At 30.3% G+C, this 13,275-nt stretch carries 10 protein-coding genes; 2 read left to right on the top strand and 8 right to left on the bottom strand.

The features are described 5' to 3' along the window. Window positions 1–2: 2 nt before the first annotated feature. Genes ACN0WI_RS09855 through ACN0WI_RS09835 form a run of 5 tightly spaced genes read right to left on the bottom strand, consistent with a single transcriptional unit; the run spans window position 3 to window position 7,562 of the window. Window positions 3–1,427 carry a glycosyltransferase family 2 protein gene (locus tag ACN0WI_RS09855; protein ID WP_417886577.1) on the bottom strand — a complete coding sequence of 475 codons (1,425 nt, stop codon included), beginning with the start codon at window positions 1,425–1,427 and terminating at the stop codon, window positions 3–5. Next, on the bottom strand, window positions 1,428–2,507 hold the full coding sequence (locus ACN0WI_RS09850) for a HEAT repeat domain-containing protein (protein WP_417886576.1): 1,080 nt from the start codon (window positions 2,505–2,507) through the stop codon (window positions 1,428–1,430). It lies immediately after the preceding gene. Between the two features lie 33 nt (window positions 2,508–2,540). Continuing rightward, window positions 2,541–2,900: a response regulator transcription factor gene (locus tag ACN0WI_RS09845; RefSeq protein WP_417886575.1), complete on the bottom strand. Its 360-nt coding sequence runs from the start codon at window positions 2,898–2,900 to the stop codon at window positions 2,541–2,543. 4 nt (window positions 2,901–2,904) lie between these two features. Continuing rightward, window positions 2,905–3,630, bottom strand: a complete 726-nt coding sequence (locus tag ACN0WI_RS09840) for an Hpt domain-containing protein (protein ID WP_417886574.1) — start codon at window positions 3,628–3,630, stop codon at window positions 2,905–2,907. A 14-nt stretch (window positions 3,631–3,644) separates the two neighbouring features. Further along, entirely contained in the window at window positions 3,645–7,562 is a 3,918-nt protein-coding gene (locus ACN0WI_RS09835; protein WP_417886573.1) for a PAS domain S-box protein, read from the bottom strand. Between the two features lie 253 nt (window positions 7,563–7,815). Between ACN0WI_RS09835 and ACN0WI_RS09830 the strand changes: the two genes are divergently transcribed. Both ACN0WI_RS09830 and ACN0WI_RS09825 read left to right on the top strand, forming a co-directional pair. Next, window positions 7,816–8,721, top strand: coding sequence for a formate/nitrite transporter family protein (locus ACN0WI_RS09830; RefSeq protein ID WP_417886572.1), 906 nt, complete (start codon window positions 7,816–7,818; stop codon window positions 8,719–8,721). A gap of 48 nt (window positions 8,722–8,769) precedes the next feature. Next, entirely contained in the window at window positions 8,770–9,690 is a 921-nt protein-coding gene (locus tag ACN0WI_RS09825) for a cation diffusion facilitator family transporter (RefSeq protein WP_417886571.1), read from the top strand. 79 nt (window positions 9,691–9,769) lie between these two features. On the opposite strand, the gene ACN0WI_RS09820 is transcribed toward ACN0WI_RS09825, so the two are convergent. The 3 genes from ACN0WI_RS09820 to ACN0WI_RS09810 form a co-directional block, all read right to left on the bottom strand. Beyond that, window positions 9,770–10,582: an SDR family NAD(P)-dependent oxidoreductase gene (locus ACN0WI_RS09820; protein ID WP_417886570.1), complete on the bottom strand. Its 813-nt coding sequence runs from the start codon at window positions 10,580–10,582 to the stop codon at window positions 9,770–9,772. 209 nt (window positions 10,583–10,791) lie between these two features. Continuing rightward, a complete protein-coding gene (locus ACN0WI_RS09815) occupies window positions 10,792–11,886 on the bottom strand; it encodes a hypothetical protein (protein ID WP_417886569.1) in 1,095 nt (364 codons plus the stop codon). 61 nt (window positions 11,887–11,947) lie between these two features. Further along, window positions 11,948–13,207: a YaiO family outer membrane beta-barrel protein gene (locus ACN0WI_RS09810; RefSeq protein ID WP_417886568.1), complete on the bottom strand. Its 1,260-nt coding sequence runs from the start codon at window positions 13,205–13,207 to the stop codon at window positions 11,948–11,950. Between the last annotated feature and the right edge of the window lie 68 nt (window positions 13,208–13,275).

Here is a 13,275-nt window from a genome sequence, read left to right as displayed (position 1 = left end):
ATTTATTTAGACATTTTTTTTAATCCTGCACGGCTCATCTCTCCCCAACTTTTTTTTCCTCTAAGCAAATCAAAATTACCACAAACTGCAGCCCACATAACCCTAGGGTGATACACAACAGGTTCTACTAATGCAGTTATTAATAATTGTAAGATATACTTTGGTTTTTTATATTGCTGAAACGAATACTCTTCGAAAAAAATAGCCGTTACCGAAAACAAAACTGCAAATAAATAAGCTGCTACCAAAAAAGTTAAGAAAAACTCCCAATTTAAATAACCGAACCAGACCATAATAATCAGAAAAATAAATCCGAAAAATTCTATTAATGGCGCCATCCATTCAAAAAACAACCAAAATGGAGTACTTAAAACTCCCAAAATCCCATAATTGGGATTGAATAACATTTTTTTATGAATTATAAGCGTCTCCGCGGTTCCTCTTGTCCATCTATTACGCTGTCTATTCAATATTTCCCATGTTTGCGGAACTTCTGTCCAGCATAAAGGATCCGGTACAAAACCTACACTATAAGGTTGTTTTTTTTCTCGCATCATACGGCGCATACGGACTAAAAGTTCCATATCTTCTCCTACTGTTTTGGTATTGTAGCCGCCAGCTTCTATAGCGATAGAACGATCAAACATACCAAATGCTCCTGAAATAAGTAATAATCCATCTACACGAGACCAAGCCATTCTTCCCATTAAAAATGCTCTAAAATATTCTATAACCTGAACTCTTGCAACTAATTTAGTGGGAAGACTAACTTTTATAATTCGTCCATCTTCTATTATACAATTATTAACTACACGTATAACTCCTCCAGATGCTATTACCTTTTTAGTATTATTTAAAAAGGGCTTAATTAGCTTTATCATTGCATCGTACTCTAGAATACAATCTACATCTATACAACAAACATGATTATAATTACATACATTTATACCTACATTTAAAGCATCTGCCTTACCTCCATTTTCTTTATCAATTACCATTAATTTATCGAAAGCTGAATTTTTCGATTTATAGATGCCCCTTATTTTTTTGGTTGATAAATCCTGATTATAGATATGTTGATACTCTTCTAACTGATACTCTTCCTTTAAAAGGCTCATAGTATCATCTTTACTACCATCATTTATAATTATAATTTCAAATCCGGGATAATTAATGGTAAGCAAGGAACGTACATTTTCAACTATATTTAAGCCCTCATTATATGCCGGAGCAAGTATAGAAATTTTTGGCAAATCGGATGTTTGTAATAAAGCCGTTTCGTTACCAAAATTGTTTTTCCGTTTATATTCTCGTATTTCGAAAATTGAAAAAAAAGCAGAAAATAAATATCCTGAAGCTATTAAGACTCCATAAACTAGAAAGAACCAGCTTGCAAACTCTACTATGTCTTCAAAAGATATATTCATTTAAATTACTACTGCTTTTTCTTTCTTAAATGTCAAGTATAAATTTTCTTTTTCGTCAGGAAGAAGCTTTTGAGCAATAGTATAGAATTTTAAATTCAAATTCCAATCTTCTATAGTAATTTTTGTCTTTAAATCATGTAATAAATCGGTATCTTCAAAATGCTCTACCACTTCTAAAATTGTCATTTTTAATTCATATTCTGAATCATCAAACATATTTTTAACGATTGGTAAAATACTGAAATATTCCAATTTAGCAAGTGTATTTAGCACGGCACATCTAATAGAAATAGACGCATGGTTTAATAATGGTAATAACTTTGGTATATTTTCATACTGATTAAATCGGGCAATCATTCGGATAGCAAAAATTGTAAAACCATCGTTACTATATAACCATTTTGAAAAGTCTGGAATTTCGCCATGATATTCATTCTTTAAAGCATCTTCTACAAAAATTTCTTCCCAAAGTGTAAGCGGTCGTTTCAGCTGAGTAAGATAATTTAAAGGCTCCGCTTTTGCTGTTTTTATAAAATATAATTGAGCCTGTTGGCGGACTTCATCTTTAGGGTGATTTAATAAAGGAATAATTAGGTTTAGATCTACCTCTATTAACATTTCGGATAGACTGAATATAGCTCTAGATTTTAAATACCACTTGGAGCTTAATAACTGATTTTTAGAAAATTCATCTAATTCCCATTTACAAAACAGATTCCGTAACATTTCTGAAGTTTCTCCTTTTAAATTACTGTTATAAAGTAATATCTCGCGAGAAGCTATTTTCTTTTGCAAATTAGATATAACATGCTGTTTTTTGAAGTTTAGTATTTCTTTTTCAGCATCGAAATCCTCATCGAATAAATATGAATTAAGAAATTCTTCTAAAAGTAAGCGTTGTTTTTCTTTTTTATTATTTCTAGAGTTTTTAAAATATCGTAAATAAATTATCAGCGATATAAATATGACAATGAATACTATAAAAACTATACTTACTATAATGTTTACCCTCATTACAGAAGGTAAATTGTCTAGCAGCTGATTAAAAGGCTTAAAATATTTTATAGTATCTATTATCATTACTTAAAATGTATGCCTTAGCTATATTGGCCTCTATTTGGACAATAACCGTCTAACTCTCAACGATAACTCATTCGGACTAAATGGTTTGGTTATAAAATCCTCTACTCCCATATTAAACGCATTCATAATGATATCTTCTTGTGTGGAGGTAGATAATACTATTATTGGTATTTCTGGTTGATTTTCTTTTAAGTAGGCTATAATTTCATTACCGGTTACAAAAGGCAAATTAAGATCGGTTAACACTAAATTGAATGTCGTTTCCTTTATAAGTCGTAATGCTTCTCTACCATCCTCAGCAACCGATACATCGTAACCATCCTTTTTTAGTTTAAACTGAAGAGATTTTACAACCATCGTGTTATCTTCAATTATTAATATCTTTTCCATTTTTTTATTTTAAATTTGGGAAATCGCTCTTAATTAAATTTATCATCTCAAGATACGTATTTTTTAATTCTGAAATTAATTTTGGTAATTCTGAATCTTCAGAATCATAAGTAATTTCATCACAAATTTTAACCCCCTTTTGGTTACATAACATCGCAAAAGATGGTTTTATTCTGTGTGCCAAACTTCTTATCTCTTTATAAGCGCCTAATTTTAAATTAAATTCTAAATCTTCTAAATCTTTAATTAAAGATTCTTTAAAAAGCTCTAAAGATTCTTGTATAAAGTCCAGATTATTATCAGACACTTCCTTTAAATAATCTAAACTATAAATTTTCTCTTTATTAGTTTGTATTTTTTGCGTTCCACTAAATATCAATAATAATTTATCTAAATCTTTTTTATTTGGATTTTCCGGTAATTCGAAATCTGCCAATTCCTCTTCAACATTCGATAAATTATCTGTTTTGTTTTCTGAAATTACAATAAAAATTTTATTCTGTCTTAGTTCCGTTTTAATATAATCTATCATCTTATATGCTGATAACGGTTTCGACTCTTTTTGCAATAAATATCCAACTACATGATCTAGAGTTGGAATTAATTTGAAGGCCTCCAGTGGAGAAACAATATGTTTAACTAAAAAACCGTTATTTTTTAAAAAATCTGCAATAGCCGATATTTTATCATAATTAGTATGAACAATTAATATTTGAGGGTATTCCTCCATCTTACAAATTTAATTTAATACTGCTTTCTTAGTAAATCTATTTCATTTTGAATTTCGTTTTGAAGTAAACGAAGTTCATCTACTTCAAAAACTACCAAATTCTCTAATTTGGCAGCTAATTTTTCTAAATAATTAAAACAGCAATTTTGAGCCGAACCCTTAAGCTTATGACCTATTTTTTGAAGTTCCTGTAAATCTTCCTTTTTTATACCTTTTCTAATCGCTACTAAAGCTTCATCGAAACTATTATTTACAATTTTTAGTAACTCCTGATAACTATCCTGATTACCATCAAACTTTTCTAATAAACTTTGTTTATCAAAATGCTCAAGATTTCCCAATTCATTTTCCGTTTTTGCTTCTTGTAATTGGTGGTTCTTATCTATTAAATACTGTTGAATAATATTTTTTATAGTATCTAATATTACAGGCTTGGTTATATAATCTGTCATGCCGGCATCTATACAACGTTCTCGCTCACCTTTTACTGTTCTAGCTGTTAATGCTATTATTGGCATTGCAGAAAGTTGTTCTGATTTTTCATAATCTCGAATATCTTCAGTTGCTTCAAAACCACTTTTTATAGGCATTTGTATATCCATAAAAATAATATCCAAACTCTCGTGCTGTTGTGTATATGTTTTATACGCTTCTAATCCGTTTTCTACCGTTAATATATTAGCATTTGGAATTACCTTTAGTAAAATTGTTTTAACTAAAAAGGTATTTACAGGATTATCTTCTGCTACTAAAATTTTAAATTCTGATTCAAAAAATGCTACTGTTGTTTCTTGCTTTTTCTCTTCCGAATCAACTTCTTTTGGGGCTTTAATTTGATTCAACATTTTATAAAGTTGTTCAGTCTTTATGGGTTTTGTTAATACGCTATTTATATTTAATTCTTTAGCTTTTTTTGCAATATTTTCTTCTTCAGAAGAACTATGCAATAAAATTACAGGAAGTTTTTCTGAATCTATATGTAATTGATTTCTAATATGATTTATTAAATCTAAGCCTGTCATATAAGGCATTTTAAAATCTATAATAGCAACATCAAAATTATTATTTTCTACAACTTGAAGAGCCTCTATAGCATTAGATGCTGTTTCGCAGGTTATCGCTTTAATACTCAGCATTTCTTGCAGAATAACTTGATTTTGATAATTATCATCAACAATTAAAACTCGATTTATTTTATCAAGATAATCGTTTACTGGATCATCTTCATTTTCAGTTTTAAAGCTAATACTAAAGTAAAATTCGCTACCAGATCCTAATTCACTCTTTACTTTTAATTCACTATTCATTAAAGACAAGAGTTTGTTGGTTATGGTTAACCCTAAACCGGTACCTCCGTATTTACGTGTAGTACTTGAATCTTCCTGATCGAAAGCATTAAAAACCTTTTTTATATTATGCTGGGCAATACCAATTCCGGTATCTCGTACACTAAATTTATAGACTGATTTATTTTCAGAATCTATAGCCTCTACTTGAATTTTTAATTCAATTTCGCCACTCTCGGTAAATTTTACAGCATTTCCCAATAAGTTTATTAGAATTTGACGAATTCGAATAGGATCTCCATAAATGTAGTTATCCATTTCTGGATTTATATTTAATAAAACTTCTAATCCTTTATTATGAGCTTTATATTTTATAACATCTATAGTTTCTTGGCATAAATCAAAAATGTTAATTTTCTCAATATTCAATTCTAATTTTCCGGCTTCTATTTTAGAGAAATCGAGAATATCATTAATTAAATCTAACAGTGTATTGGCAGAGGTATATACTGTTTCCATATATTGGCGCTGATTCTTACTTAATTCAGATCGCATTAATATATCTGTAAAACCAATAACTCCGTTTAATGGCGTTCGAATTTCATGACTCATATTTGCCAAAAATTCTGATTTAGATCGGCTAGCGGCTTCTGCTCTATATTTTGCTTCTACCAACTTATTTTCCATTTCTTTACGTTGCGTTATATCGGTAGAGACACCTAGATATCCAATAACCTCACCTTCCGGATTTTTAACAACAGTAACTATTAAATTAACCGTTAATGTAGTTTTATCTTTTCTAATATATGTCCATTCTAACTCATCGTAATTGAGCAAATGAGGTTTAAAAGTGAAAATTTCGAAACCTTCAATTTTACGGTTATATTTGTTAGACAAATATTCCGATCGTTTTTTCATTTCATCTTCATCATGAAATAAGAAAACTTTTTTTCCAATTACCTCTTCTGCCGAATAGCCTAAATAATTTTCTGCTCCTTTATTAAATTTTGTAATATTACCCTCCAAATCAGTTCCTATAATAGAAACTTGATTGGTAGCATCCATCAAATTTTGAAAATCAAGCAGTGCTTTTTGGATTTGTTGCTGTGCTTGCTTTATAGCTGTAATATTGTTTATCTGAGAAATAAAATATAGTGGCTGTTCATTTTCATCTTGTAATAATGATACAGTTAGTAATCCCCAAAAAAAGCTTCCATTTTTATGGATATATCGTTTTTCAATAGTATAACTATTAATTTCTCCTTCTAATAATTTTCGAAGTTCATTCAAATCAGAATCCAGATCATCAGGATGGGTTATTTGCATAAACGACATTCCTTCCAATTCTTCATTTGAATAACCTAACATTTTAGAAATATTATGGTTTACTCGCAGCCACTCACCATTTAAGCCTACAAGAGCCATTCCGTTTGGAGAGTAATCAAAAGCACTTTTAAATTCTTTTGCATTTTTTCGAGAAACAAATTCTAACCTTTTCCGTTCGGTTATATCATCTACTTGAGTTATAATTACTCGTGGTTCTCCATTCTCATTTCGTAGTAAAGAGCTATGTATTTGTGCCCAAAATTCTTCCCCACTTTTTCTATAAAACTTCGATTCTAGTTTATAATTGCTCAACTTCCCTTCAACTAATTGTTTTCCTTTTTCAATTACCTCTTCTAAATAATCTTCATGTATTACCTCTGAAAAAGAAATTTGTGAAATATTTTTCTTATCGATATCATTAAATCCAAAAATATTTAAAGCTGACTTATTTATATGAAAAATTTCTCTGTTAGGTTTTATTAAAATAATACCCAACGGAGAATTTTCAAAAATTTCTTTAAAACGTGATTGTGTTATAGCTAATTCCTGATCCTTTCTTTTTTTCTCTGTTATATCTTGAAACGAACCATAAACACGTACTGTTTTTCCGTTTTCTTGTTCAGCTTTTCCGTATACTTGGACGGTAATTTCATTCCCTTTAGCTGTAATTAATTGAAAATTATCCTGATAAAACCCACCATTTTCAAATATCTCTCCAAAAAGTTTACTGATACGTTCTCTATCTTCTCCTTCTTTATAAAAGTTAATTCCAGAGGTTAAATCGGGTTCATAATCTTCCGGAACTTCGTGAATTTGTTTAGTAACTTTTGTCCATAAAATTTTTTCAGAAACAAAATCAACCATCCACCCACCAACTTTAGCCAACTCATTTGTTTTCTCGTAAATCTCATTTAATTTTTCAAAATAAGAAACCTCATCAAAAAAACTCATTAATTCTTTTTTTCGATTTCTATTTTTTTCTAGAGCAAGAATATATTTTTTTTCTTTATACTTAAACCGACGAATTTCTATTGTTTTAACGCTATCACTTTGGTTATAGGTAAAAGTTGTTTTCTTTTTTTTACTGGCAATAAATAAAACTAAATCTTTAAAAAATCCAGAATAATTCTCTAAAGAATGTTCGCTTTCTGTTAAATGACTCGCTATTTCTTCCGCAGTATTTTTGTTATTCCAAATAAGTTCATCTGCAATATCAATGCACCAAATAACATCAAAAGTATACTTTCCAAGCCATGCCCATATTTTAGGTTTCTTGATAATTAAAGTATAAAAAAAGGAAGATAAATCACTGTACTTCATAACATTTTAATAGGCAAAAAAAGTCAAAAAGGCATTGGTTAGGGCTATGGTAATTTACAATAAAAATAGATTAATTCGCAAAAATTAAACATTTTTATGATTTTTCAATAATACAATAAAACTTGCTAAAATTACAAAAGCTGTTAAAAAATTCCTTAAGTTAGAATACATTCCATATACTAAACACTTAATTAGCTATTTTCGTTTCAAATTTTTTAGGGAATTAATCTTCGCTAAAAATAATTGAACGACTATGGAAAAAGAGACCCACGAAGAGACTTCTAAATATAAAGAAGAGCAGCAGGAAAAAGAAATGCAAAAAAATATCGATAATGAATTAAAACATTCAAAATCAGTTTCGGGTGATAGTACAAAATCACATGGAGAAATTTTAAAACAACAAATAATTGAAGGCCAAGAAACCTACAATCGGTCTCCAAGTAGCATTTTTTTAAGTTCGATTACTGCAGGACTCGAAATTGGTTTTAGCTACCTTTTATTATGTACTGTATTTTCTTTTTTTAGCGATTATCTCGATGAAAAAGCACTTTTTAAATTAATGGCAACAGTATACCCTGTTGGATTTGTTCTTGTAATTTTAGGCCAATCTATTTTATTTACCGAACAAACATCGTTGCTTACACTGCCGTGGCTAAATAATAAACGATCTATCAAGAGCCTCCTAAAAATTTGGGGAATTGTAATTCTTGGAAATTTAATTGGTGGGTACATCATGTCTTTCATTCTAATTTGGATAGGCCCTAAACTCGGTATTTTTGAGCATAATGCTATCGAAAAAATAGCGCATCATGTTACTGATTATAATGGCATTGTTATATTTATTAGCGCAATTTTAGCCGGTTGGCTTATGGGCTTACTTTCTTGGCTTATTACCTCATCTAGAGATACGATGAGTCGTATTTTTATGATTTATTTTGTAACCGGTACAATGGCTTTCACAGGATTACACCACAGTATTGTAGGCAATGTAGAAGTATTTAGTGGTTTAATTGTTTCTTCTAAAATTACGTTTTTAGATTATTTAAAATTTCAATGTTTTGCAATTATCGGGAATTCGATTGGAGGAGTAGTATTTGTAGCGCTTTTAAAATATCGTGCTTTTGTAACCAATATTAATTTTGATAGAAATAATTATTAAAACAAAATATGCACTCTAATTGCAGAAATTGAATCCTAATTTTGTGGCATGTCACATTCACACCACCATCACCACGAACACCAATCGGGAAAAAACCTAAAAATTGCATTTTTTCTGAATTTAGGATTTACCATTTTAGAAATATTTGGCGGCTTATATGTAAATAGTGTAGCAATACTCTCTGATGCAGTACACGATTTAGGTGATAGCCTCTCTTTAGGGACAGCTTGGTATTTAGATAAAAAATCGCATAAAGGAGCCGATGAGAAATTTAGTTTTGGTTATCGTCGATTTTCACTTTTGGGAGCATTAATTAATAGTATTGTTTTAATAGGCGGTTCTATTTATGTTATTTCTGAAGCTATTCAGCGGCTTTTAGACCCGCAACCTTCAGATGCGCAAGGAATGATAATTTTTGCCATATTTGGCGTATTAGTAAACGGATATGCCGCTTGGAAACTAAGCGGTGGTAAAAGCTTAAACGAAAAAACCGTTTCTTGGCATTTATTAGAAGATGTTCTAGGCTGGGTCGCTGTGCTTATTGTAGCTATTGTGCTAAACTTTACCGATAATCAATATCTAGATCCTGCTTTATCGGTATTAATTACACTTTACATTTTGTATAATGTAATTCTGAGACTTAAAGACACGCTCTTTATTTTTTTACAAGGAGTTCCTGAAGAAATAAAACCAAAAGAAATAGAAAATAGAATATTGAAAATCGATAATGTAGCATCTGTACATCATATGCACATTTGGTCTTTAGAAGGAGAAAATCATGTTTTTACGGCTCATTTAAAATTGAAAAACATAACAGACTTCCAAAGCTTGTTACAAGTAAAAAAAGAGGTAAAATCTATTCTGAAAAAATTCAATTTTAATCATTATACTATTGAAACAGAATTAGATTCTGAAAGCTGTGATTTATTAATTTCTGAAAAAAAAGAAAAAGATCATCATCACGATTGAGGCTAAAAAATTAAATAACCCCCCCCGAATTCAACTTAAAAACCGAAAACGGGGACTTTCCTTTTTATAAAACACTATTTTATCCAAAAGCAGATTCTACTGCGCCGGAATCTACTCGATAATTACTTCCGTTTACATAACTAGCTTTTTCAGAACATAGAAAACTAATTACGGACGCTACTTCTTCCGGTTTTCCTCTTCGTTTAGCGGTTAAATGCGGGCGCTCATTCTGTAAAAACCATTCAACGGCACTATCAATATCAGTATTTCTATCTTCTGCTAATTGCTCCATCATAGCATCTGTCATTGGTGTTTCAATAAAAGCAGGAGAAACTGTGTTTACTAAAATTCCCTCTTCACCATATTTTCTAGATAAACATTTCGATAAATTAATAATTGCTGCTTTACAGGCATTATATGGACTCTCATCTACATAAGGTTGAAAGGCATTTTCAGAAGAAACCATAACCATACGGCCCCATTTTTTAGCTTGCATCTGTGGGATAAATGCTCTAGAAATCCGTACTGCTCCCATTAAATCAATCTGGATAGTTTCTAACCAATCTTCATCAGTAAGCTTTAAAAAATCTCCTGCAGCTCCTCTTGCTCCGGCACTATTTACTAAAATATCGGCACCGCCATAATTGTCAGCTACCCACTTAGCAAAATCTTTAACTTGAGTATTATCATTTAAATCGCAAGCTTTTGAAGCAATTTTTGCTTCTTTATTATATACTAGTAGTTCTTTTTCTGCTTTTTCTAATTCGTCTTTTTTAAGATCTGAAAGAATTATAATAACATCTTCATCTATTAATTTTTTAGCAGTTTCAAAACCTATTCCTGAATCTCCTCCAGTAATAACTGCAGTTTTTCCTTTAATCCCTAAATCCATAGTTTTTTCTTTTAAAGGTAGTAGAAGGACTAGAATTGCTGTATTCGATTAAGAAATTTTAACGACAGATTTTAAATATGTTTAAGAGAAAAAATATAGACTTAAATTCTTTAATCTTAATTAAATGTATACAACTCGAATTAGGCAGTTTTAGAATCCTTTTTAGACTTTATTTTTAAAAAAATTGGAATAAGAAGTAGACCATTTTTTCACCTTTCAATATAGTCTTCCAGAATTTGTTGAAGCATGGGTTTATAAAATTTCCAGAAAAAGCTTTCTCGCCCCAAAGGATCTTTTTGATCGTAAAAAAATCGATTAAAAAAACCTATTCCTTTAAAATAAGAAAAATTAAAATTTATAGTATTATCGCTAAAATCTCCTGAAAAATAATAGAATGTATAATCGTCACCGCTATGGTAGGTTACCGCCGGAAATTTTGTTGGTATCCCATATTTAGCCAATTCTTTTTTTCCTTTTTTGGAGGGTGTTATCTGAAAATTTGCAGCTGTTTTATTTATGGTATCTGGCAACTTAATAACATCGAACCAAAAAGGGTATTTAATACTAGCGGGTAAATTAAAATATTCTTCCCCATAATTATTACTAATAATTTTTGGCAAAGGTTGCTCCAAATGTAAACTGTCTTCTAAAACTATTACTGTATTATTAGCATGCACAAATGCAATCCCGGATTTCTTAAAAGGCCAGGTATTTTTATGTTGTTCCTTATAATTTTTAATTAACCACCGTGGTAATTCCGGATTCAACAAAGTATCTAAAGTTGCAAAATAACGGCCTGTCCAACCTGTCCATTCCACATTAAATAACTCTTCAAAATCACGTCTATTTTTACTTGAAGTTGGAGAAGCAAATGTATTGAATTCGGTTATTATCAGCTTATGCTGTTGTTTCAGAAGTTTCAACAATTTTACATCTTGAGATTTTAAGCCTCCATAAATAAGACTAGACCTTTCGGTTTGTTGTTCTTTAGAAAACCACTCTTTGGTATATATTCCATAAGTATCGGTTATATACACAAAATCGGTTGTATCACTTAGTTTTTTAAGCTCTGAGTCTGAAAATTCTTCTAATCCTTTTTCTTCAAATTCTTCGTCTTCTTTTGGAAAAAAACCATAGTAATCTTCATTTTTTTGATAATACTTATTGGATGGTTTAGTGTATTTTTTGTAATGCAACAACCAATATAAAACACTATGTTCTTGCGCTTCTTGGTTTAATACCGTCTTATCGATAATTACGGCATTTACTATTGTGGTAGGTGTAAAGTACCATGCTAAAAACATAAATATTGGGATTAGTAGCACTAAGATTATCACACTTGTAAACAGCCGTTTTTTTAGCATTTTAAAAACGTTTTAAATATCCTACTCCAATAGTATACTGATTTCCTTTTTCATTTTGTCGGTATTCCTGATGATTCCAACTTCCTTCGATAAAGGCTATATTAGTAGCTCCAAATGTTCTCCGGTAACGAAGCAAAATATTATTCGACTTTAATTTATAGGTATTCCCATTGTTGTATAAAATATTGTTAGTTTGATTATCGGGTGAAATTCCAGTTCCTAATTCTAGGTTCAAATAATCATCGGCGCTACCAAAGTAGTATCGAGTAATAAAACTAAAGGATTGCGAAATAGATTCGTTAGCGGGTGTGAGAAATGTTCTAAAGTTAAACCAAAAGCTCTTATAATATTTTCCTACTGAAGCAGTATAAATCCAAGTTTCATCTTCAAAACCAAGCAATCTAAAACCAGCTTCGGCTTCTAGAGCCCATGGTAAATTAGCATATAATGAAAAACCGGTTCTGTATTCAGGAAAAATACCTGCATCATCAGTAGAATAGCCTGCATTAATATAAGCATAGAAAGTTTCTGAAATTGTAGGGTAGGCATCTAACTCTACTTGGTAAGCATTAGTATTAAAACGGTTCGCATAATTAAACCGAGCTCCAATCGCCCCTAATTTAGTTTGCCGAGTATAATCTAAACTTGCTAAATGCCAAGGATCATCAAATTGTTCGTCGAAATAAATAAAATCATATTTCAATCCTACTTGATTTTGTGCTGAGAGTATTGTTAGGCGTTGACTTAAAGATCGAGATTCTGTATTATTGGGATATAATTTCAGGAGATTCTGATTTGTTTTTTGAGCTTCAGCATACCGTTTTAAATCTCTTAATAGTTTTGTTTTCAGTAATAATAATTCTTCAGAATCCGGATAATTAATTAAAGCATCATCAGCAATTTGAAGTGCCTGTTTAGGGTTATCATTCCAATATTCTAAATTAGCATAAGCAATTGACGCTTCTTTATTTTTAGATTGCTTTTGAAATATATTCTTAAAAACAGCTCGGGCTTCTTCAGGTTGTTGATTCCAAGTATATACTCTCCCCAAAAAAACCTGAATATCTACATAATCTGGATTTTTAACTAATGCCTGTTTTGAAAGTTGAATAGCTTCTGAATAATTTTTATCGTTAAAAGCTGCCATTCTTGCTTTTGCAAATAATTCTTCCACAGTTAAATTCTGAGCAATAATACTATTTGTTTGAAATAGAAATATAACTAAAATCACCAAAAATTTAGACAAAAATTTAAAACCCATAAAACGAAATTTAGATTTGGTAAAATTGAAGATAGGAATTTAATCTGAAAATCAGCTAAAATAAAAGC

It is taken from the genome of Zunongwangia sp. (genome assembly GCF_048269745.1).
GTDB lineage: Bacteria > Bacteroidota > Bacteroidia > Flavobacteriales > Flavobacteriaceae > Zunongwangia.
This window is presented reverse-complemented; position numbering and strand designations above follow the sequence as displayed.